Below are 22258 nucleotides of genomic sequence, written 5' to 3'. Positions count from 1 at the left end.
TAGGAGTCGCAGATGACGCAACAGCCTTCGCCCATCCCGTACCCGCTCGCTCCGGCTCCCACGATCTACCACCCTTCGCCGGACTACACCCGGCTGCGGGAGACCTGCCCGGTGGCGCACATCGCGCTGCCCGACGGGGCGTCGGCCTATCTCGCCACCCGGCACGCCGACGTCCGCCGGGTCTTCACCGACCACCGGTTCAGCCGGGCCGCCGCGGCCGGTCCCGACCGCCCGACCCGGGAGCTGGGTTCGCTCGCCGAGGACTCGCTGATCGGGATGGACCCGCCCCGGCACACGACGATGCGCCGGGCGGTCTCGCACGCGTTCACCGTGCGCCGGGTGGAGGCGCTCCGCCCGACGGTGGCGGCCCTCGTCGACCGGATGATCGACGAGATGGTGGCGGCGGGGCCTCCGGCGGACCTGATCCCCCACCTGTCCGCGCCGCTGCCGATCTACGTGATCAGCAAGCTGTTCGGCATCCCGGACCAGGACCAGGAACGGGTACGGCAGTGGTCCGACGCGCTCGTGGGTGACTGGGACGCCGATCCGGCGGCCCCGCAGGCCGCCCTCGACGCCTTCGGCGAGATGATCGTGGAGCGCCGCCGCAATCCCGGCGACGACCTGATGAGCGCGCTCATCAACGCCTGGGACACCCACGACGATCTCACCGAACGGGAACTCGTCTCGGTCACCGCCGGCATCTTCGTCGGCGGGCACGAGACCACCACCAACCAGCTCAACCTGTTCCTGCTCGTGCTGGCCCGGCACCCCGAGCAGCTGGCCGGGTTGCGGGGTGACGACCCGGTCGCGGTGGCCCGCGCGGTCGAGGAGCTGTCCCGCTTCATCCAGCTCGGCGACAACGGCGTACTGCTGCCCCGGGTGACCACCGAGGAGGTGGAGCTGGGCGGGGTACGCCTGCCTCCGGGCACCCCGGTGCTCCCGGCGATCGCCTCGGCCAACCGGGACGCGTCGGTGTTCGCCGGGGCGGACACCCTCGACCTGGCCCGGGTCGACAACCCGCACCTGGCGTTCGGCGCCGGCCCGCACCACTGCCTCGGCGCGGCCCTGGCCCGGATGGAGTTGCAGGAGGCGCTGGGCGCGCTGCTGCGCCGGCTGCCCGGCCTGCGCCTCGCCGTCGACGAAGCGGAGCTGCGGTGGCGGCCGGGCCTGGTGGTACGCAGCCTGGAGGCGCTGCCGGTGACCTGGGACCGGGTCGACCGGTGACCACCTGCCGGCACACCGCCGGGTGGTGACCCGGGTCCGGCACGACGTGGCGGTGCCCGGCCGGGTCGCTCGCCGCCCCGGCCGGTGCCGCCCGGCGGTCAGCCGGTGGTCGGGCCGGGTGTGATCCGGGTCGGTGCCGTCGGGTCGAAGGCCGCCTCGACGGCCACCTCCTCCACCCCGCGCAGCAGGGCCTCGGCCTGTGCCTCGGTGAAACAGCCCAGGTCGAAGATCACCTGGAGGAAGACGGTGTCCGGGTGGTCCTCGACGGTGATGAACGCCTGCTCGGGTAGGTGGTCGAGGGTGCCGTCCCAGACCAGGAACGTCTCGGCCGCCTTCCGCCGGATCTGCTCCGGGGTCACCTCCTCGGCGCGGGCGCCGTCCTCCGCCGCCTGCCGGGTCACCACCCGCCGGTCGTTGATCCGCAGGGTGACCCGGGCCGGATAGCCGCGTTCGTCGTCCAGCCGCGCGCCGGCCTCGGCGAGCTGGACCGGGTCGTAGTAGGCGTACATCCCGGCGGCGACCGAGGCCCGGCGGGCCCGGGTCACCACCTCGTCCACAGTGGTGTCGGTGGCGTCGACGGTGAGCACGCCGTTCTGGCTCAGCGGGGCGATGGCCTCGGCGAAACCCGGCCGGAACCGGTTGCCCACGATGAGCTTGGCCGTCAGCGGGCTGACCCCGGTGGCCCGGCCGACCGCCACGGCGATGACCGCGAGCAGCACCCGTGAGGTGTCCGTCCTGGTCCGTCGGGCGATGGCCCGCACCGCCAGGTAGGCCGCGGGTGAGCTGAACCGGCCGTGCCAGAACCGCCGGCCGTGTCGCCCGGCCGGATTGGTCACCTCGCCGAAGGTCGACGGCGGGATGGCTCGCAGGTGCGACTCCCAGTGGCGTACCGCCCGGTCGCTGACCCGGCGCAGCGGCGGGGTCCGCTCCCGCCGGCCGAGGTCGAGCAGTTGCACGGTACGCGGGTCGTGGGCCCGACGCGCCGCCAGGTCGACCAGCCCGAGGTCGGCCATCAGCAGCGCCGTCGCGGTGCCGTCGACCACCAGGTGGTCGAGGGTCAGCACCCGGTGCACCAGCGCGCCCCGGTGCCGGATCACCGCCATCCGCACCGACCAGTCCCGGTACAGGTCGTAGTGGGTCAGTAGGCGGGCGTGACCCAACTCGTAGGCGAACTTCGCCACGTCGGCCGGGTCGGCGTCGTCGGGCACGTCCAGCACGTCGAGGGCGATCTCCCCGGCGGCGGACACCACCTGGCAGGGTTCACCCCGCTCGTCGGTGCCCAGTCGCATCCGCAACGCCGGATACCGGCCCATCAGGTCGGCGAGCTGCGCCGCCACCTGCTCCACCGTGACCCCCGCCGGCACCGGGTGCGCGCCGCTGACGTTGTGCGTCCACCCGGTCTCCCGCATGTCCTGCATGATCGCCTGTTGACCCCAGGTCAACGGCGCGGTCCCGGCCCCCGGGCCGGCGAACGGGACGAGCACCTGCGCCTCGGCGGTCTGCGGGAACATCGGTCCATCAGAGCAACGGGGATCGGCACGTGTCAACGCCACAAAACGCCGCGCCCACCGGGCCGCCGACAGAGCCGGGGCGACGACGACGTCACGGTGACGACGACGTTAGGGTACGGCCCATGCGGGACGCCGTCCGGATCTGGATCGTGTCGGCCAGGGTGGCCCCGGACGAGTTGGCCGGGTACCGCGCGCTGCTCGACGCCGACGAGCGGGCCCGGGCGGCGGCACTCACCCAGACCGCCACCCGGGACCGGTTCACGGTGGCGCACGGCGCGCTGCGCGTCCTGGTGGGCCGGACCCTGGACGCGCCGCCCGAGCGGCTCGCCTGGAGTCGGGGCCGGTACGGCAAGCCGACCTTGACCGGCCCCTGGGCCGGTCCGCAGACGAGCCTGTCGTACTCCGGGGACCTGGTCGCGGTGGCCGTCGGCGGTGCCCGCCCGGTCGGTGTCGACATCCAGCATCCGACGCCGGGGCTGGACCCGACGGCCATGGCCACCCGGTTCTTCGCCCCCGAGGAGGCCCGGCACGTCGCCGCAGGACCCGACGCCGCGACGCGGGCCGACCGGTTCGCCCGGTTGTGGGCGCGCAAGGAGGCGGTGGTCAAGGCCGCCGGTGGCCGACTCTGGCCGCACCTGGCGATGCCGGTGCACCGCGGCGACGTGGTGGAGTGCGTCGACCCGGTGGCCGTGCACCGGGTCAGCGACGACACGACGCCGGGCGTGTACCGGCTCAGCGACGTGGCGACACCGGCCGCGTACCGGGTCGCGGTGGCCCTGGCCGGCGACGCGCCGTACGCCGTCGAGTCGTGCCACCGCCTCGCCGCCGACTCCGACCGGCGATCCGGATCGGCATCCGGTCGTCCCGGATGAAGATCGGCGCAATCGTTGACACTCGCCGATCGCGTTTGCTCTGATGACTCCATGTTGGAGCGTAGGGCCCACCGGTGACAGAACCCGACACGGCCACCCCGCCGCAGCTGCGCGCGCAGGTCGTCGACAGCATGACCACACTGCTGACCCGGATGCTCAGACCCGAGGCACCGGTCACCGTGCGGACCCAGCTGATGGACGAGCTCGGCCTCAGCTCGTCCCTCGCGCTGGAGCTGCTGCTCGAGCTGGAGGACGAGCTGGAGATCCAGATCGACGTGGAGGATCTGGACGAGGACCTGATGACCACGGTCGGCGACCTGGCCGACTACATCACGCACCACTGCACCCCCCGCTGACAGCCCTCCCGGAGGCGACGCCGGGCCCGGACGGCGTTCCCGAAGGAGTCGCATGCCGACCATGGACCAGCCCCGCCTGAGCGTGGTGATCCCCGCCCACAACAACGCCGCCGCGCTGGACACGACGTTGGCGTCGCTGACCCGGCAGAGCCTTCCGCCGGAGGACTTCGAGGTCATCGTCGGCGACGACGGCTCCGCCGTCCCGCTGGCCCCGGTCACCGAGCGCTACGCCGACCGGCTGCGCATCAGCTGCGTACGCAGCGAAGCCAACCGGGGCCGCAGCGCCAACCGCAACGCGGCGGCGGCGCGCGCCCACGCCGACACCCTGCTGTTCCTGGACGCCGACACGGTGGCGCATCCCACGCTGCTGGCGCGGCACCGGGCCTACCACGCCGAGCGCGACGGCCGGCCCGGGGTCCTGCTGGGTCAGCGGTACGACCTCGACTGGGCCGGTGCGGACGCGCTGCGCCGGGGCGAACCGATCGTCGCGGAGATGCTGGACGCGGAGCGCGGCGACCCGCGCCTGGAGGACATCTCCCACCCGCAGCGGATCCGGGACTTCCCCAGCGCGCCCTGGGTGCTCGGCCTGACCCACAACGCCTCGGTGGACCGCGGGTCGTTCCTGCGGGTGGACGGCTTCGACGAGGCGATGGTCAAGTGGGGGTTCGAGGACCTCGACTTCTTCTACCGGGTCTTCCACCTGCACGGGGCCCGGCCCGACCTGTTCCGGCTGGACGTCGAGGCGCTGTCGTACCACCTGCCGCACTTCCGCAAGACGTCCAACGGGATCGCCTCGATGGACAACATGAAGCACATGCTGCGCAAGCACATGCGCTACGACGTCGAGGTGCTGTACGCGATCAACACGTTCGGGCGGCACCTGGGCCGGATCAGGCTCTACGGCGAGGCCATCGACGCGTACCGGCGGCAGGGGTTGGGGCGGCCGACCGCGCTGCCCGCCCCGGTCCGCGCGGAGCTGGCCACCAGCACGGCGCTGGTCGTCGGCAACGGGGTGTCCGCCCTGGAGCTGGGCCCCGGCTCGCAGACCTTCGACCACGACGCGCCGCCCGGCCCGACCAACTCGCATCTGCTCGGCACCGTGCTCCAGCAGTTCAAGACCGGCGCGTTGGACCTGATCGTCAACATCGACCTGTGGCGGTGCTTCCTCCCCGACGACCTGCCGGCCTTCCTGACCAGGGGTCTGCTCAAGGCCGACCGGATCGAGCTGGTCGCCACCCACGGCCCGCTCGACCAGCAGGCGATGCTGCCGGTGCCCCTCGTGGCGGACCTCGACTACCTGACCGACATGCTGCAGCACCACTTCGACGTCACGGTCGACGTGCACGACACCGCGACCCTGCTCACGATCCGCTGAGGCAGCCGGCGGGAGGGTCGCCTACGCCCCCGGGTGGCCGAGTACCAGGCTGACGTTGTGACCGCCGAAGCCGAACGAGTTGGACATCACGGTGGCCACCGGGCCGGTCCGCGCCTGCTTGCGGATGTGGTCGACCTCGTCGGCCGGGTCCGGGTCGTCGAGGTTGTAGGTCGGTGGCAGCACGCCGCGCCGCAGCGCCTCGACGCCGATGGCCGCCTCGACCACGCCGGAGACGCCGAGCAGGTGCCCGGTGACCCCCTTGGTGGAACTCACCGGCGGCGAGGCCGCACCGTAGACGTCCCGCATGGCGGCCACCTCGGCCGCGTCACCGGCCCTGGTGCTGGTGCCGTGGGCGTTGAGGTAGCCGATGTCGTCGGTGTGCAGCCCCGCGTCACGCAGCGCCGCCCGCATGCAGTGCGCGGCCCCGGACCCGTCGGGGCGCGGGGTGGTGGGATGGTAGGCGTCGTTGTTCGCGCCCCACCCGAGCAGGTCGGCGTGCCGTCGCGCCCCGCGCGCCACGGCGTGCGCGGTGCGCTCCAGGACGAACACCCCGGCGCCCTCGCCGAGGACGAGACCGTTACGCCGACGGTCGAACGGGCGGCTCGCCACCGTCGGATCGGGCCAGCCGTGGGCGAGCGCGCGGGCGTTGCCGAACGCGTCGGCGAAGGCCGGGAAGAGCGGCGCCTCGCTGCACCCGCAGAGCACCATGTCGGCCTCGTCGGCACGCAGGATTCGCAGCGCCTCGCCGAGCGACTGGGCTCCGGCCGCGCACGCCGTGCCGATCGACGAGGTGTAACCCCGGATGCCGAACCTGATGGCGATCCGCGCGGCGCCCATGTTCGGCAGCGTCCCGGGCAGCAGGTACGGGCTGACCCCGAACCGGCCCCGCTCGGCCCGTTGGAGCACCTGGGTCGCCAGCGTCGACAGGCCGCCGACGCCGGAGACGATGACGGCGATGCGGTACGGGTCGACGTCCCGGCCCACCTCGACGCCGGCGTCGGCGAGCGCGTCCTCGGCCGCCCGTAGTGCCATCACGATCGAGCGGTCCACCACCCGGGACTCTGGGCCGGGCAGCACGCTGGCCGGGTCGATGGCCGGGCTGATCGCCGCGACGTCGACGACGCCGTGGACCGGGTGCCCCTCGGGTGGGCGGGTCAGGCCGGACCGGCCGTCACAGACCGCGTCGAACACCTCGGCGGAGGAGGTGCCGACCGGGCTCACCAGCCCCATGCCGGTCACCGTCACGCCGGCGCGCACGGTCAGTGTGCCGAGGCGGGCTGGATGCGCAGCGACACCGCGCGGCAGAACTCACCGACGGTCATCATCGCGAGCGCCTCGGCCTCGTCGTCGTCGAACGCCACCCCGAACCGGTCCTCCACCCGCACCGCCAACTCGGCGAGGCCGAGCGAGTCCACGTCGAGACCGGCCGGTCCGAACACGGTGTCGTCGTCGGCGTCCTCGATGTCGTACTTCATCTCGGTCAGCGCGGCGAACAGGAACGCGCGGATCTCATCGGTCATGGCCGTTGTTTCCTTTCCGGAGGTCGACAGCGGGGGCCAGGCGGGCGGCGGGAGGGCGGGCGGAGTGGCAGGCGGCCGGGGACGCAGCCGGCCCGGTGGCACGGGTGCCGCACGACCGTGCGCAACGGTACGGGCGGGGGCCTTCGACCATCCGACCTCGCCCTTCCGTCACGCGGTCCTGGCGACGCGCTCGACCTGCCACCCGGAGAACCGGTGAGTCTGGTGGGGTTACTTCTCGGGAGCTGGCGGCTGCGACGGGGAGCCAGCTGCGACGCCCGTGCGACCGCGCGGCCGTCGCCGATCTGGCTACGCGGAGCACCCGCTCCGCCTGGATCGACCTTACTCAATCAAGCCGGTTTCGCAAGGTCCACCCGGACCGTGCCGGCCGACCGATCGGCCTCCGGATCGACGAGGCGTACCGGGAGCCGGTCGTAGCCCCGCAGCATGAGTTGACGCCGCTCGCCGGGTTCCGCCGCCAGCGCCAGCGCCGGGAACCGCTCCAGCAGGCGGGGCAGGACGAGTCGACCCTCCGCCCGGCCGAGAGCCGCGCCGAGGCAGTAGTGCGGCCCGGCGCTGAACGCCAGGTGCCGGTTGTCCGGGCGGGACGCATCGAAGGTGTCCGGATCGGCGAACCGACGCGGATCCCGGTTGGCCGCACCGGTCAGCACCAGCACCGATCGTCCCCGGGCGACGGTCAGCCCGGCGACCTCGGTGTCCTCGGCGGCGACCCGCACCGCGAAGTGCACCGGCGGCTCGTACCGCAGGATCTCGTCGACGTACGCCGGGGCGAGGGACGGGTCGGCGCGCAGCGCGGCCAGGGCCTCGGGACGCGCGAGGAGCAGGGGCAGCCCGTTGCCGAACAGGTTCGCGGTGGTGCGGAACCCCGCGTTGTACATGATGATCAGGTTGGCCAGCAGCTCGGCTTCCGTCAGCTGGTCGGGGCGCTCGTCCCGGAGGCGAGCCAGGGCCGAGACGAGGTCGTCGCGGGGTTCCGCCCGGCGCGCGGCCAGCAGTGCGGTGAAGTAGCCGGTCAGCTCCTCGGCGGCGGCGTTGGCGGCCCGGATCTCCCGGAACGAGCGCGGCCCGATCTCCAGCACCGCGTCGAACGCCCGCACCCGGGACGGGAACCACGCCCGATCCCGCTCCGGCACCCCCAGCAGCTCGCCGACGACGTCACTGGGCAGCGGCAGCGCGAACGCGGCCATGAAGTCCACCGGCCGGCCGTCCGCGCCCGCCTCGGCGAGCCCGTCGAGCAGCCCGTCGGCGATGCGCAGGATCGCCGGCTCCAGCGCGGTGACCCGGCGGGCGGTCAGCGCCTGGCCGAACAGTTGCCGTACCCGGGCGTGATCGTCCGGCTGGGCGTTGAACATGCTGGCCTGGAGGGTCCGGATCACCGCGTGGTCGCGCCACCGGATGCCGGCCCGGTCCAGGTGGTCCGCGTCGAGCACCCGGAAGACCGGATCGCGCAGGACCCGGTGGGCCGCGTCGTACCCGTGGACCACGAGGGCGTGCGGCGCCGTCGGCGCGAGCGCGACCGCCTCCCCCAGCTCGTGCAGCCGGGCGTAGTACGGGTACGGATCGCGCCGTACCTCGTCGCCGAGCAGGTCGTCGAGTGAGACTGAGAAACCCATGGCGCTCCTCGTACGGGGTGCACGGGCGGAAGATCCCGTGACCATAGACGCATCGGCCGCGACGTGTCCACGGCCGGCCCGGTCGACGGCCCCGGTCACCGTCGGACCGGTCGCGCCGCCGAACTGATCGACTGCCCGAGGCCCCGGCGCTGACAGGTCCGGGTCGAATCAGGTGTGACAGTGTCGGCGCAGCCGGACAGGTAGGGGGTGTGACGGCGATCGAGAGGCAACCATGAGCAGTATCGAAGACGGTGACCGGGAGCGGCGCTTCCGCTCCGTACACGCCGCGACGTACGCGGACCTGCTGCGGTTCGTGCAGCGGCGGATCCCGCCCAGCGATGCCGAGGACGTCGTGTCGACGGTCTTCCTCACCGCCTGGCGTCGGTTCGACGACCTGCCCGAGGACGCCCGGCCGTGGCTGTTCGCGGTGGCCCGCCGGACGATGGCGAACCAGACGCGGGGCTGGCTGCGTCGGCAGGCCCTGGACGTACGGCTGGTGACGCCGGACGAGCCGGCGTACGGGGACGACACGGTCGCCGCGGCCGCCCGGATCGACCTCGACCGGGCCTGGCGGGGGCTGCGGCCCGGCGACCGGGAGGTGCTGGCGCTGGTGGCGTTCGACGGGCTGACCGCCGAACAGGCGGCCACCGTGCTGGGCTGCCGCCGCTCGACGTTCGCCATGCGGCTGGGTCGGGCCCGGGAACGCCTACGAGCCGCGCTGGAGCCCGCCGCAGCCGTCCGCCCGCAGCCCCTCACTGTCCTCAAGGAGCAGCAGTCATGAAGGATCTCGAACAGCTCAGCGTGCTGGACCCGGCGCGTGGCCGTGAGCCGACCGCAGCCGAGTGGGCCCGGTCGAACGCCCTCGTCGATCGGATCGTCGACGGCCGGGCGGTGCACACCGCGTCGGTACGCCGACCGGCCCGCCGTCGGTGGGCGATCGGTCTGGTCGCCGCGGGGGCGGCTGCGGTGGTCGGCGCGGTCACCGTGCCGTCGCTGCTGCCGGGGTCCCTGGACCGGGCCTTCGCCTCCTGGACCCCGGTACCCGGCTCGCTCACCGGCGAGCAGGTCATGCCGCAGGCACGTCGGTGTGCCGAGAGCGGGGTGGGTGACGGCGGTTCGGGGCCGGTCAGCCCGTCCGACGTGATCCTGGCCGAGCAGCGCGGCGTGGCCACCCTGCTGATCCTGAGGCGCGGCGCGGGCACGATCGAGTGCATGAGCCTGGACGGCGGTCGGCCCGCCGCGATGACGTTGACGGACGGTCCCCTGCCGGTCCCCGCCAACGGCACCGTCAAGGTCGAGACGTACAGCTCCGTCGGCTCCGACGACGAGCAGTACTCCAGCGTCGTCGGCCTGGCCGGCCCGTCGGTGACCGGTGTCGACCTGGTCTTCGCCGACGGCAGGACCATCCAGACCAGCACCAGGGGCGGTTGGTGGGCCGCGTGGTGGCCGGGCCCGGAGGGCGGGGAGGTCGGCAGCATCACGGTGGTCGTGCACAGCACCACCGGCACCGCCACCCACCCGATCGAGGACCTGTAGCCGGCGGTGCGGATCAGGCGACGCGGCGCGGTGGGAGCTGCCGGCTCGTTCGATCAGGAATCGAGAAGCCGTCGGCCGTCCCCGGGTCATAGCCTTTTCCCAGGTGGCCGGCAGGATGCCGAGCCTCGACCAGCAAGAGGGGGAGCCCGCGTGTCCACGAAGAGTTCGACCGCCGCGTCCGACGGCGACGCCGCCGAGAAGTCGGCCGGGGTCGGCGCCGAGAAGCCCACCGGGTCCACCGGCTTCAGTGCCGAGGAGCGCGCCGCGATGCAGGAGCGCGCCGCCGAGTTGCGCGCCGAGGGGAAGAAGGGCGCCAAGAAGGCCGACGGGATCCAGGCGGTCCTCGACCGGATCGCGCAGATGGCGCCGGAGGACCGGGCGCTCGCCGAGCGGGTGCACCTGGCGGTCACCGCGGCGGCCCCGGAGCTGTCGCCGAAGACCTGGTACGGGATGCCCGCCTACGCGAACGCGGACGGCAAGGTCGTCGTCTTCTTCCAGGACGCGGGCAAGTTCAACTACCGGTACTCGACCCTGGGCTTCCAGGAGGCGGCCCACCTCGACGACGGTGACCTCTGGCCGGTGTCGTACGCGCTACGGACGTGGAGTCCCGCGGTGGAGAAGCGGGTCCGCGAGCTGGTGCGGGCGGCGGTCTCCTGACCGACGGTGGGCGGTGACACCCGGCCGGGCCTCCCCTGGCCGGGTGTCACCGCCGCGCAGGCGGGTACCCGGCGACGATGATGCCGACCAGCAGAGCCCTGATCGCCGGCGCGGCCGGCGCGTCCGCCCTGAACGCCGTCACCTACCTCGACATGGCGGTCCGGGCCAGGCCGGCCAGCAGCGCCGCCGAGGACAGCGTCGGCCGGTTGGCCGACCTGGCCCGGGTCGACCTCGGTGACCAGCGGACCGGCGAGAACCGGCGGTCCGGGCTCGGGCCGCTGCTCGGCTACGCCACCTCGGTGGCCGCCGCCGCGGTCTTCGCCGCGGCGGGCGGTCGCCGGCTGCCCGTCGTCGGGGCCGCCCTGGCGCTGACCGGCCTGGCGATGATCGGCTCCAACGGCCCGTTGACCGTCCTGAAGGTGACCGATCCGCGCTCGTGGTCGACCACCGACTGGCTCACCGACCTCATCCCGCACCTGGCCTACGGCGCGGTCACCGCCGTCACCCTCCAGGCGCTGCGCTGACCGTCCCGGCCGAGGGGTGGGGCAGCCGGCAGAGGGCTATACGTTTTGCGGCGGGATGCCCGGGTAGGGGATGAGTAGACCCATAGCTCCCAGCCCCACGAAGAGGTGCCGCTCGATGGATTCCCGCAAGCCTGCCCAGGTGGTCAAGGACGTGGTGGACACCGCAGCCGAGAAGGTGGCCGACCTGATCACCCCCGACGTGCCCGGTGCGCCGGGTAGCGTTCCGCCCACCGTCGACGAGCCCACCACCCCGCACGGTCCGCTGCCGCCGAAGAAGGAGCAGGGCGCGCCGGAGACGCGTACCCCGACCGGCACCGCCACCGGTGCGCCCACCGTCGCCAACGGCCAGCAGGGCGAGTTCCTCACCACCTCGCAGGGCGCCCGGCTGCGGGACACCGACCACTCCCTGAAGGCCGGGCCGCGCGGCCCGACGCTGCTCCAGGACCACCACCTCCGCGAAAAGATCACCCACTTCGACCACGAACGCATCCCCGAGCGGGTGGTGCACGCCCGGGGCGCGGGCGCACACGGCGTCTTCACCGGGTACGGCGCCGAGGAGGTCACCCGGGCCGGCTTCCTCCGCAAGGGGAAGGAGACCCCGGTCTTCGTCCGGTTCTCCACCGTCCTGGGTTCCCGCGGCTCGGCCGACACGGTCCGGGACACCCGCGGCTTCGCCACGAAGTTCTACACCGACGAGGGCACCTTCGACCTGGTCGGCAACAACATGCCGGTGTTCTTCATCCAGGACGCGATCAAGTTTCCCGACATCATCCATGCCGGGAAGCCGCACCCGGACCGGGAGATCCCGCAGGCGCAGAGCGCGCACGACACCTTCTGGGACTTCGTCTCCCTGCACACCGAGGCGCAGCACCACACCATGTGGAACATGTCCGACCGGGGCATCCCGCGCTCGTTCCGGACGATGGAGGGTTTCGGGGTGCATACCTTCCGGCTGGTCAACGCGGCCGGGGCGACGGTGCTGGCGAAGTTCCACTGGAAGCCGAAGCTGGGCGTGCACTCCCTGGACTGGGAGGAGGCGCAGCTACTCAGCGGCCTCGACCCCGACTTCCACCGCCGTGACCTCTACGACGCCATCGAGGCCGGCGCGTACCCGGAGTGGGAACTCGGCCTCCAGGTCTTCCCGGACATCCCGGAGGAGACCTTCGCCGGCATCGACCTGCTCGACCCGACCAAGATCGTCCCGGAGGAGCTGGCCCCGGTGCAGCCGGTCGGAAGACTCGTCCTCGACCGGACGCCGACGAACTTCTTCGCCGAGACCGAGCAGGTCGCCTTCCACCTCGGCCACCTGGTCCCGGGCATCGACGTCACCAACGACCCGCTGTTGCAGGGGCGGCTCTTCTCGTACGTCGACACGCAGCTCACCCGGCTGGGCGGGCCGAACTTCTCGCAGATCCCGATCAACCGGCCGCACGCCCCGGTCAACGACATGCTCCGCGACGGGTTCCACCAGGACGCCGTCCACGCGGGCGTCGCACCGTACCGGCCGAACTCGCTCGACGGCGGCAACCCCTTCCCCGCCGGGGACGCCGAGAACGCGTTCGTCGACGTGCCGGTCACCGTGGCCGAGGCCCCGAAGGCACGCGCCAACCCGGCGTCCTTCGACGACCACTTCAGCCAGGCCCGCCTGTTCTGGCTGAGCATGTCGCCGGTGGAGCGGCAGCACATCGTCCGCGCCTACACCTTCGAGCTGGGCAAGTGCTACCACCAGGCGATCCGGGAGCGGCAGTTGCAGTGCCTGGCCAACATCGACCCGGTGCTCTGCACGGAGGTGGCCGCCGGCCTGGGCCTGCCGGCCCCGGAGCCGACCGTGCCGCTCGCCGACGTCGCGCCCAGCCCCGCCCTGTCCCAGCTCGGCCGCAGCTGGCCGGCCGACGGCCGGACGGTCGGCATCGTGGTCGACGCCGACACCCACACCGAGCAGGTCGAGCAGGTACGCCGTGACGTGTTCGCCGCCGGCATGGTGCCGCTGGTGATCGCCGCGCACGGCGGCACGGTGGGCGGCCTGACGGTGCAGCGGACCTTCGCCACCGGCCGCTCGGTCGAGCTGGACGCGCTGCTGCTGGCCGGGGCGCCCGCGCCGGCGCCGGATGCGCTGCCCGCCCGGGACGCCAAGGCGGGGGCGGCGGACGCCACGGTCGTGGACCCCCGCGTGTTGCTGCTGGTGCAGGAGTGCTGGCGGCACGCCAAGGTGATCGGCGGCTGGGGCGCGGGCGCACGGGTGCTGGAGGTGGCCGGGGTTGCCGGCGGTGAGGGTGTGGTGACCGGTGACTCGGCCGCCGACGTCCTTGCCGACGTGCAGCGCCTGCTGGCCGCGCACCGGGTCTGGGAACGGTTCCCCGCCCCGGTCTCCTGACCGCAGGGCTGACGACGGGGGTGTCCGTTCCGATTGGGAGTGGAAACCCCCGTCGCGGGTCTGTTGCCGGGGGAACATACCGTCGGTGCGGTGGCCACCGAGGCGGACATCTCCACCCGCGGTTTCCTGATCCTGATCTTCGGCGTCGCCGCGCTGCTCTGCTGCGGCGTGCCGGCCGGTGCCGTCTACCTCTACCGCACAGACGCCAGGGACGAGCCCGCCATGCGCGCGGTCGGCGACGCGTACCTGTCCGCCGTGGTCCGGCGTGACTTCGGCACCGCGTACGACCTGTTGTGTGCGGCGGACCGACGCCGGCAGTCGCGGGCGGCATGGGTGGACCACGCTCCCCACAGGTCCGGTCCGACCGGGTTCCGGATCACCGATGTGACCATCGAGCGGCCGAGCGAGACACCGACCCTGCGTACGGTGATCGCCGAGGTCGACTACCCCGACCAGGCGTCCCGGACGGTGCACCTGTCCGTCGAGCGGCAGGACGGCTCCTGGAAGGTGTGCAGCCCAGAGGTGCCGTGACACCCACTTTCCGCGCCGGGCCGTGCCCCACGTCCCGGCTCACCGGCCCGGCCGCGCGGACCAGCCGGGTCGGCCGTCGTGTTGACGTCACATGTCAGACGAATTACGTTGGCAACCGTCGATGTATTCGGGCCTTTGGCCTGCACCCCGACGAGGAGCTGCACATGTTCAGACGAAGAGTCGCCCTGCTGTTCCCCGTGCTGCTCGCCGCGACCCTCGGCACGGCGGTGGTCACCGGCGCGGTGGTGCTCACCACCGCCCCGCCCGCCCAGGCATTGGAGAACGGCCTGGCACGGACCCCGCAGATGGGCTGGAACGACTGGAACTCGTTCGGGTGCAACGTCAACGAGACGCTCATCCGGCAGACCGCCGACGTGCTGGTCTCCAGCGGCATGGCCGCGGCCGGATACCAGTACGTCAACATCGACGACTGCTGGTCCACCCGGCAGCGCAACGCCAGCGGCGACCTGGTCGCCGACCCGGCGAAGTTCCCCAGCGGCATGAAGGCGCTCGCCGACTACGTCCACGGCAAGGGCCTCAAGCTGGGCATCTACTCCTCGGCCGGGACCACCACCTGCGCCGGCTACCCGGCCAGCATCAACTACGAGCAGCGGGACGCCAACCTCTGGGCATCCTGGGGCATCGACTACCTCAAGTACGACAACTGCGGCGACCACCTCGGTCGCAGCGCACAGCAGCGCTACACCGCGATGCGGGACGCGCTGGCCGCCACCGGACGGCAGATCCTCTACAGCCTGTGCAGTTGGGGACAGGACAGTGTCTGGACCTGGGGCACGGACGTCGGCAACTCCTGGCGCACCACCGGAGACATCGGCGGCAACTGGAACTCCATCATGGGCATTCTCGACCAGCAGGTCGGCAAGGAGTCGTACGCCCGGCCCGGCGCGTGGAACGACCCGGACATGCTGGAGGTCGGCAACGGCCCCACCGAGACCGAGTCGCGGGCCCACTTCAGCCTGTGGGCGCTGCTGAACGCCCCACTGCTGGCCGGCAACGACCTCCGCACGATGTCGGCGGCCACCCGCACGATCCTGACCAACACCGAGGTCATCGCGGTCAACCAGGACTGGGGCGGACGGCAGGGCTACAAGATCAGCGACACCGGTGACCTGGAGGTCTGGCGCAAGCCGATGTCCACCGGAGGGGTGGCCACGGTGCTGCTCAACCGCAGCGGCGGCACCGCCAACGTCTCCACCACGGCCAGCGCGCTCGGGCTCGGCAGCGCGGGCTTGTACGCGGTGCGTGACCTGTGGTCCCACACCAGTTCGACGTCGACCGGCACGATCAGCGCGTCGGTACCGGCGCACGGCGCGGCCATGTTCCTGGTGACCGGCGGTGGCACTCCCCCGCCGACCACTCCCCCGCCGACCACGCCCCCACCGACCACGTCGGCCCTGCGCAACGTCTCCGCCGGCCGGTGCCTGGACGTCAACGGCGCGACGCAGACCAACGGCACCGCGACCATCGTCTGGGACTGCCACGGTCAGACCAACCAGTCCTGGACCTCGACCAGCAGCCAGGAGCTGCGGGTCTACGGCAACAAGTGCCTCGACGTCTACAACGCCGGCACCGCCAACGGCACCTCGGTGATCATCTGGGACTGCAACGGCCAGACCAACCAACAGTGGCGGCTCAACGCCGACGGCACGATCACGGCGATCGGCTCGGGTCGGTGCCTGGACCTGGTGGGCGGCGGCACGGCGAACGGCACCCGCACCCAGATCTGGGACTGCAACGGAGCCGCCAGCCAACGGTGGAGTCGCTGAGCCATCGGCCCCGGTAGCCGGGGCGCGACCAGTCCGGCCACGCGCCGCTGCGGGCACCGACCCCCGCGCGGCGCGTGGCCGGCACGGCGTTCGGCCCGCTGGTCGCTGGAGCCGTCTCTGAGGTAGCCGAGTGCCACCCGGCCGCTGTGCCGGCGACCCTGGTCGTCCACGCCGTCGAACACCGTCACGCCGAAGACCGTCCACCGGCTGTTGCCGGCGCTCGCGGCGGTCTGCGGTTGGTGGACGCTGCGGCTAGGTGACCGATGCGGTGGCCGCGAAGGTCTCGCGGAGCGCCGGGTCCAGCGACCGGCCGGTGGTCGGCTCGATGAACAGCTCGGCGAGCAGGAGGTCGGCGAAGTGGGTGGGGTTGATGCCCGCCTCCTTGCCGGCGAGGCCGTGCAGCAGGCCACCGCAGCGCAGCGAGGCCCGTACGGCTGCGGCGGGCAGGCGACCGACCCGACGCCGGTTGCCGACCGCCTCGGCGATGCGGGTGATCATGTCCGCCCAGCTCAGGTTCTCGTCGGCGACGGGGATGTCCGTACCGCGCGCCTGCTCCAACGCATCGACCGCGACCTCGGCCACGGTTCGCGCCGAGGCGGTGGCCGTCCCCCCGCCGGGTGCCAGCAGGGGCGTCCGGGACCTCGCCCAACGGTCCAGCGGACCGGCCCAGTTGGGTAGCCGGTCGCCGACCCGGCCGAAGACGAACGGCAACTCCAACACGGCGACCGGCAACTCCGGACCAGCGGCCGTCCGTCCCTCCCGTGCCTGTGCCAGGCGACACCGGATGTACGGGTGACGGGCCGCGAGTTGCCACTGTGGATGCAGCCGGTCGAAATAGGTGTAGTACGAGCCCATGACGACCCCACGGGTGAGACCTTCGTGGCGGGCGGCAGTGAACAGTCGCGCCACCGGCTCGACGATGTTCCGGTGGAGGACCGGCTGGACCGGTCTTGGCAGCACCCGCTGTTCGTCCGCACGGGTGGCGAAGACGACACCGTCGTGGCCGGTCAGCAGCGGTCGGAGGTCCTCGATCGAGGCGGACTCGAGGTCGAGCAGATGGTCGACGCCCGGCCGGGCGGTACGCGCCACCGTGGTCACCGGGTGGCCCCGCTCGCGCAGCACGGTGACGACATGGGCGCCGATCAGGCCACTTCCCCCCACCACAAGAATTCTCACGTCCCATCGTCCGCTCCGGACCCGGCCGCTTGTCAAGCCATCCACCGGGGTCGCCATCGGAGAGGCAGCCCTCGCCGGTGGGAGGAGCCGACATCGCGGTCAGGCGGAGGCCGACAGGCGAATCACCTCGACCTCGCCGGTGAGCAGGACCGGGCCGGCGGCGTACGGCACCAGCAGCGTGTCCCCCCGCCGCAGCGACAGGTCGTCCTGCGCGCCGACCGACCGGCCCGCTCCGGCCACCACGACCAGCACGCTACAGCCGCGTTCCAGCCGGTCACCGCCGTGCAGGCGTTCGGCGGCGAAGAACTCGTCCGCCGCCCCGGGCAGCAGTCGGGCCACAGTGCCACGGAGGTCGGCGAGCCGGGTGGGCGGCCAGGCCCGCCGGTCGACGCACTGCAGCGCCAGGTCGTAGCCGAGGCCCAGGTGGCCGTCGGCGAGGCCGAATTCCTCGTACTCGAGCAGCCGGCTCAGTCGGTCGCCGAGATCGTCGGTGAGCAGCATGGCGCTGTTGGCCGGATCGTTGACGTAGATCAGGCGGTTCGGGAACGGCGCGACGACGTCGAGGTCGTTGGCCCGGACCCGCAGGCCCTGGTCGTACTGGACGATCAGGTGCGGATAGCAGGTGTCGCCGACGCCGCTGGTGAGGTACTCGCGGCTCCGGACGCGACCGTTCCGAGGTGAGTCGATGTCACGCCCGAGAGGATAGGTCGGCCCAGTGGACAACTAGTGGATTTAGTGGATTCTGGGCGGGATGCCGTACCGCTGGATCACCTGCTCCGCTCGGCTCTGCGCGACCGGTCGGCGGCCGGGGATGATGACCCACACCGATCCCGGGATCTCGGTCCGACGCGACCACCACGGGTGGGACATCGGCCCTCTGCCTCGGTCGCCCTGGGCCGATACGGCATCCGTCTCGCCACCCTGGCGCTGCGGCGGAACGCTCCCGACCTGCTACACCGTTCGCTGCTCGCCACCGGACTCGCCGAATGCATGGAACCGACGATCCCGGGGACCTCATGGTGGACCTGGCACTGCCGTGGATCGTGGCACAGCAGCTCGGCGCGTCCCCGGTCACGGTGTTCGCCACCGCCGCCGCCGGTCTTCCGGATGGCTCGGTCGCCACGCTGTTCAGAACCTTCGGTGCCCGGACAGACATCACCTCGGCGGCATTCGGCTGGGAAATGGTCACCACCGCGGACGGCCCGGACTTCCGCCCGACGTACTGACCACAGTGAGCACCCCGTCGTCAACGCGGTGACCACTCGCGCACGAAGATCGTCCATTTGGCCGACCGCCGGTATATCGGAGCCGCACGACGGGCCCGATGACGGAGGGTCATCGGGCGGGAACTCCCTTCACGACGGCTCCCGCCGGAACGTCCCGCACGACGCACGCCCCGGCACCGACGATCGCGTTCGCCCCCATGCGGCAACCCGGTAGAACCACGGCCGTCGTGCCGATCAGCACGCCCGTCTCCGCATGACAATCACCGGAGACAGCGGCAAGCGGGTTGACCGACACGAAGTCCTCCAGCGTGCAGTCGTGACCGACGGTCGCGTTCTGATTGAGGTGCACGTGCCAGCACGACGTTGGTTGTCACCCGGGCCCCGGCGAAGACGAGCAGACCTTCGCCCGCCACCAGATCAGGCCCCACAGTGGCGGCCGGGTGCACGAGGCTTGCCGCCGCCAGCCCGTATTCGGCGACCCGGTCGGCCAGCGAACGCCGCGTCCGCGGGTTGCCGACTCCGAGAACCACCCGCGTCGTCGGCGGCAGCGACCCCAGCCACTCCAGCGGTCCGAGCAGCGAAACGACGAGCCGGCTCACCCGCTCACGGCTCACCGCGCTCGGCTTGTCGTCGACAAAACCCAGTACCCGCCAGGTCGGGGACACCGCATTGACGGCACGAACTATGCCGAGCATCTCTCGCCCGTGGCTCCACAGCCCACGATCACCAGATCCTCGACCATGCGACGACCCAACAAACTCCGGCGCTGTCGCGCTGCCCGACGCGGAAATGCCATGCCGCCGTGCGATGAACCCCACGGTGGCGAGCAGAATCTTGACGTCCAGGCGCAGACAACGCCCATCCACGTACGCCACGCCGTAGGCGAACTTCTCCTCCCAGGTGAGCGCATTGCGCCCGCGCACCTGGGCCAGCCCGGTCACCCCGGGCCGCACCTCATGCCGGCGGGCCTGCTCCGGGGTGTAGCGATCCAGGTACTGCACCAGCAGCGGGCGAGGGCCGACCAGGCTCATGTCGCCTCGCAGGACGTTCCAGAGGTTCGGCAGGTCGTCAAGACTCATTGCCCGCAGCCCGCGCCCCAACGGTGTCAGCCGCTCCGCGTCGTGGGCCGGGATGCACGGCCCCTCGCGCATCGTACGGAACTTGAGGAGTTCGAAAGGGACACCATGACGGCCTGGACGCATCTGGCGGAACAGGACCGGGCCACCTAGACGCCACCGCACCGCGGCCGCCACGACAACCAGCACCGGCGCGAGCAGGACCAGTGCGGTCGAGGCGACGACCAGGTCGATCGCTCGCTTGGTCCGATCGTATCCCCGCGGGCCCGCAGTCATGACCGCCACCCCACCCCAGCGCCCACTGCCGCCAGCTTCGACTGTGCGACCCGGCGGAGGCCGACATCGAGCACCGACAGGGGTCGGTGCGACGGCACCGTCCCGGACGCATACTGTCGGAGCCCTTCAGGCGTCTTCACTGCGGCCTCCTGCAATCCCGCGTCAGCGCCGCGACGACCCCGAGCGCCAAGCCAAGCGACGAGAGCAGCGTGTGGGCGCGGAGGGCACCCTGCGAGATCAGCACCCGCCACCCTCGGCGTCAAGGCCATCTCGACCTTCACCGCCGACCTACCCGGGCGGACGGAGTCTCGAGTCTCTCGGCCGAGGAGACGCATCTTCAACAACCCGCTGGTAGCGAGGACCAGCCTGCTATGGGTCCGGCCGCGCGCAGAACGCCGTTCAGCCCCACGGCCCGCCTCCAATCGCCATAGAAACCTCAGAAATCGATTTGCAGCCTATGCTCCATATACGCTCGACTATCGGGCTTATCATAAAAATCACGGAAAGTTCCAGGGTCGACCGAGTCTGCTGGCCCGAACGCGACTCGGATTTCGGTTCACCGTGGTCGAGCGCGCCCGACCAGCGGACGAACGCGGTGGTGGGTCTGGTGAGGCAGGGCCAGGGTTGCTCGGATATGTAGCCGACGACCGCGTTGGCCGTGGGTCGATCGGGCGATGGTTGCAGCACTCGGATGAGCAGATGCCGCCGATATGCGGCGGGCAGCCGCGCGATCGCGCCGGCAAGCACGTCGAGGTGATCGGTGGCGGTGTGCACGCCCGCGTTGCCCGGCAGCAACGCGATGCCGAGCAGAGGTCTCAAGAGCCGCGCTATCCCGCTACCAGCGGCAATGGTGCTCGCCGCCTGTTCACAGGGCGTCTGAGTCTGCCGCTGTTGATCGCTGGTCGACGACTCTTCACACTGTCCCGGGCCCCATCTGCGCCCCGCCGTCACCGGGCAGTTCCGCCCCTGTCCCCTCATCGGATGGGCGAGGAAGCCTTGCCAAGGTGGCAGCGAGATAGGCGTTGCGGCGTGCAACGAGGCGTTGCAGGTACGGCCGCAGGATGAGGCTGGTCATGAGGCGACCAAGGGGCCCCATCGGTGCGGTGAAGTCGATGACATCGCGCATGACGGTTGCCGAGGAGTCAGCCGGGTTCCTGGTGAAGGTGTGCGCGTGGTGCCATCGACCAAACGGGCCGCTGATCTGCTCGTCCGTGAAGCCGTACGGCCGCCGGTAGTCAGAGATCCGAACGGTCATCCGCCAGGGGAGGCCGAAGTGCCTGGCTTCCCACGTGACGGCATCTCCGGCCTTCAACCGGCCGGTCGTTACGCCGTCGACCGCCCGTTCGGCGCTAGTTTCCATGGACTGGGTGTGCATATCAACGTCAAGACAGGCGTCGAAGACGGCTTCCGGGACTGCCTGAACATCCGTGGTCAGCTCGATGCGCGGCACCCAGCCAAAGTAGGCCCCGGGCCGCGACCACGAGGCCGCGGGAGGACCACTTGACCCCAGCCAGGATCAGGGTGGGTCGACCTGCGACTCATGATCTCTCGACGAGCAACGACAAGGCCGGTTGGAATGCTCTCCAACCGGCCTCTGAACTGCGGAACTGAGAGTGGGCGATGCTGGTATCGAACCAGCGACCTCTTCGGTGTGAACGAAGCGCTCTCCCACTGAGCTAATCGCCCTCAGCACCGTTGACTTTACCCGATCGTGCGACGGACCCAAAAACCCGGGGGGGCCGGTCAGTTCGTGGCGAGGTAGTGCAGCAGCCTGGCGACCAGGTCGATGCCGAGGCTGTACTTGAGCGAGAGCCAGAGCACCACGGCGACGAAGACCAGGCCGGCAGAGCCGAGCAGGAACCGCACCGCCAGCGAGCGGGTGGCGGCCCAGCGGGTCCAGGCGTGTACGTGTCGGCGGGTGAAGCCGAGCAGTTGGCGGGCCCAGTGGAACTCGACGGCCCAGATGGCGAGGCCGCCGATGACGATCAGCCAGCCGGGGCCGGGCAGCGGGATGAGGGCGATGCCGATGGTCACCACGAGCGCCCCGGCGACGGCGACGAAGATCTTGAGGGCGACCCGGCCGGTGGGGTTGGCGCGGATCAGGTCGAGGGTGGTGCGTAGCCGCCATCGCCAGCCGGCAGGGCGGCCGGCGAGGACGGTGCGGCCGGGCCGGGTGCCACCGTCTCGGACGCGCCCGTTGGTGGCCGGGCGGGGCCGGCCCCGCCCGGTTGAGGAGGAGCCTCCGGCACGACCGGCGTCGGACGTCGTCCGTTCGTCCCGGTCCGATGGCTTCATCGGCACCCTGTCACCCCGCCTTTTGGCTGCTCGGGCCCCTACTTTCGGTGAATCGGCCGCCCTCGACGCATCCACTGAGGAACGCTTCGTGGCCATTTCGCCCCCCAGTGTCGCCCCGGCCCGTCACTTGCGCAGACCACCGGACGTTACCGGAGTAAGTCGACGACTGAACCACCCGACCTCGGACGGGCTCCCGCACTGGGCAGAACCGGAAATCCTACAAGAATTTTCACATTCTCACGGCGATTCGGACCCCCTTCCCACCACTGGGTGAAGTCAGCGTATGGCGGAGCGTAGCCAGCAGTAGCACC

22 protein-coding genes and 1 tRNA gene are annotated in these 22258 nt (G+C 71.7%); 12 read left to right on the top strand and 11 right to left on the bottom strand.

The window, feature by feature from the left end:
- Positions 1-12: 12 nt before the first annotated feature.
- On the top strand, positions 13-1224 hold the full coding sequence (locus tag ACIG87_RS24500; RefSeq protein WP_396853512.1) for a cytochrome P450: 1212 nt from the start codon (positions 13-15) through the stop codon (positions 1222-1224).
- A gap of 98 nt (positions 1225-1322) precedes the next feature.
- On the opposite strand, the gene ACIG87_RS24495 is transcribed toward ACIG87_RS24500, so the two are convergent.
- A complete protein-coding gene (locus tag ACIG87_RS24495; RefSeq protein WP_396853510.1) occupies positions 1323-2735 on the bottom strand; it encodes a condensation domain-containing protein in 1413 nt (470 codons plus the stop codon).
- A 122-nt stretch (positions 2736-2857) separates the two neighbouring features.
- Here ACIG87_RS24495 and ACIG87_RS24490 point away from each other — a divergent pair, with 122 nt between their 5' ends.
- The 3 genes from ACIG87_RS24490 (at position 2858) to ACIG87_RS24480 (ending at position 5338) form a co-directional block, all read left to right on the top strand.
- Entirely contained in the window at positions 2858-3607 is a 750-nt protein-coding gene (locus tag ACIG87_RS24490) for a 4'-phosphopantetheinyl transferase family protein (RefSeq protein WP_396853509.1), read from the top strand.
- A 74-nt stretch (positions 3608-3681) separates the two neighbouring features.
- Complete coding sequence (locus ACIG87_RS24485) at positions 3682-3963, top strand: phosphopantetheine-binding protein (RefSeq protein WP_396853507.1); 282 nt, start codon at positions 3682-3684, stop codon at positions 3961-3963.
- Positions 3964-4015: 52 nt separating this feature from the next.
- Positions 4016-5338 carry a glycosyltransferase family 2 protein gene (locus ACIG87_RS24480; protein ID WP_396853506.1) on the top strand — a complete coding sequence of 441 codons (1323 nt, stop codon included), beginning with the start codon at positions 4016-4018 and terminating at the stop codon, positions 5336-5338.
- Positions 5339-5359: 21 nt separating this feature from the next.
- On the opposite strand, the gene ACIG87_RS24475 is transcribed toward ACIG87_RS24480, so the two are convergent.
- From ACIG87_RS24475 to ACIG87_RS24465, 3 genes are all read right to left on the bottom strand, one after another.
- Positions 5360-6601, bottom strand: coding sequence for a beta-ketoacyl-[acyl-carrier-protein] synthase family protein (locus ACIG87_RS24475; RefSeq protein WP_396853575.1), 1242 nt, complete (start codon positions 6599-6601; stop codon positions 5360-5362).
- Complete coding sequence (locus ACIG87_RS24470) at positions 6598-6858, bottom strand: acyl carrier protein (protein WP_396853504.1); 261 nt, start codon at positions 6856-6858, stop codon at positions 6598-6600. Before ACIG87_RS24470 ends, ACIG87_RS24475 begins: the two co-directional genes overlap by 4 nt.
- Positions 6859-7205: 347 nt before the next feature.
- Entirely contained in the window at positions 7206-8489 is a 1284-nt protein-coding gene (locus tag ACIG87_RS24465; RefSeq protein ID WP_396853503.1) for a cytochrome P450, read from the bottom strand.
- Positions 8490-8721: 232 nt separating this feature from the next.
- Here ACIG87_RS24465 and ACIG87_RS24460 point away from each other — a divergent pair, with 232 nt between their 5' ends.
- The 7 genes from ACIG87_RS24460 (at position 8722) to ACIG87_RS24430 (ending at position 15898) form a co-directional block, all read left to right on the top strand.
- Positions 8722-9270 carry an RNA polymerase sigma factor gene (locus ACIG87_RS24460; protein ID WP_396853501.1) on the top strand — a complete coding sequence of 183 codons (549 nt, stop codon included), beginning with the start codon at positions 8722-8724 and terminating at the stop codon, positions 9268-9270.
- The gene (locus ACIG87_RS24455; protein WP_396853499.1) at positions 9267-10025 is read left to right on the top strand and encodes a hypothetical protein; all 759 of its coding nucleotides are present in this window, start codon (positions 9267-9269) and stop codon (positions 10023-10025) included. The genes ACIG87_RS24460 and ACIG87_RS24455 overlap by 4 nt, the downstream gene beginning before the upstream one ends.
- A gap of 150 nt (positions 10026-10175) precedes the next feature.
- Entirely contained in the window at positions 10176-10682 is a 507-nt protein-coding gene (locus ACIG87_RS24450) for an iron chaperone (RefSeq protein WP_396853498.1), read from the top strand.
- Positions 10683-10759: 77 nt separating this feature from the next.
- Positions 10760-11206 (top strand): hypothetical protein, encoded by a 447-nt coding sequence (locus ACIG87_RS24445; RefSeq protein WP_396853497.1) that lies wholly within the window; start codon positions 10760-10762, stop codon positions 11204-11206.
- 115 nt (positions 11207-11321) lie between these two features.
- Positions 11322-13580, top strand: a complete 2259-nt coding sequence (locus ACIG87_RS24440) for a catalase (RefSeq protein WP_396853495.1) — start codon at positions 11322-11324, stop codon at positions 13578-13580.
- 90 nt (positions 13581-13670) lie between these two features.
- The gene (locus ACIG87_RS24435; RefSeq protein WP_396853493.1) at positions 13671-14111 is read left to right on the top strand and encodes a hypothetical protein; all 441 of its coding nucleotides are present in this window, start codon (positions 13671-13673) and stop codon (positions 14109-14111) included.
- A gap of 164 nt (positions 14112-14275) precedes the next feature.
- On the top strand, positions 14276-15898 hold the full coding sequence (locus ACIG87_RS24430; RefSeq protein ID WP_396853492.1) for a glycoside hydrolase family 27 protein: 1623 nt from the start codon (positions 14276-14278) through the stop codon (positions 15896-15898).
- Between the two features lie 252 nt (positions 15899-16150).
- Here the strand turns inward: ACIG87_RS24430 and ACIG87_RS24425 are convergent, their stop codons facing one another.
- Together ACIG87_RS24425 and ACIG87_RS24420 are read right to left on the bottom strand one after the other, a co-directional pair.
- Complete coding sequence (locus tag ACIG87_RS24425) at positions 16151-17059, bottom strand: NAD-dependent epimerase/dehydratase family protein (RefSeq protein WP_396853490.1); 909 nt, start codon at positions 17057-17059, stop codon at positions 16151-16153.
- Positions 17060-17173: 114 nt separating this feature from the next.
- Positions 17174-17797, bottom strand: a complete 624-nt coding sequence (locus tag ACIG87_RS24420; protein ID WP_396853489.1) for a hypothetical protein — start codon at positions 17795-17797, stop codon at positions 17174-17176.
- A 320-nt stretch (positions 17798-18117) separates the two neighbouring features.
- Between ACIG87_RS24420 and ACIG87_RS24415 the strand changes: the two genes are divergently transcribed.
- Entirely contained in the window at positions 18118-18300 is a 183-nt protein-coding gene (locus ACIG87_RS24415) for a hypothetical protein (RefSeq protein ID WP_396853488.1), read from the top strand.
- A gap of 260 nt (positions 18301-18560) precedes the next feature.
- On the opposite strand, the gene ACIG87_RS24410 is transcribed toward ACIG87_RS24415, so the two are convergent.
- From ACIG87_RS24410 to ACIG87_RS24390, 5 genes are all read right to left on the bottom strand, one after another.
- On the bottom strand, positions 18561-19652 hold the full coding sequence (locus ACIG87_RS24410) for a sugar transferase (RefSeq protein ID WP_396853487.1): 1092 nt from the start codon (positions 19650-19652) through the stop codon (positions 18561-18563).
- Between the two features lie 399 nt (positions 19653-20051).
- Complete coding sequence (locus ACIG87_RS24405; RefSeq protein ID WP_396853486.1) at positions 20052-20471, bottom strand: hypothetical protein; 420 nt, start codon at positions 20469-20471, stop codon at positions 20052-20054.
- A gap of 94 nt (positions 20472-20565) precedes the next feature.
- Positions 20566-21102 carry an SRPBCC family protein gene (locus ACIG87_RS24400; protein WP_396853485.1) on the bottom strand — a complete coding sequence of 179 codons (537 nt, stop codon included), beginning with the start codon at positions 21100-21102 and terminating at the stop codon, positions 20566-20568.
- 164 nt (positions 21103-21266) lie between these two features.
- Positions 21267-21338: transfer RNA gene (locus ACIG87_RS24395), tRNA-Val, on the bottom strand.
- A gap of 57 nt (positions 21339-21395) precedes the next feature.
- Complete coding sequence (locus ACIG87_RS24390; RefSeq protein WP_396853483.1) at positions 21396-21947, bottom strand: TIGR02611 family protein; 552 nt, start codon at positions 21945-21947, stop codon at positions 21396-21398.
- Between the last annotated feature and the right edge of the window lie 311 nt (positions 21948-22258).

The organism is Micromonospora sp. NPDC051925, assembly GCF_044548625.1.
Lineage (GTDB): Bacteria > Actinomycetota > Actinomycetes > Mycobacteriales > Micromonosporaceae > Micromonospora.
This window is presented reverse-complemented; position numbering and strand designations above follow the sequence as displayed.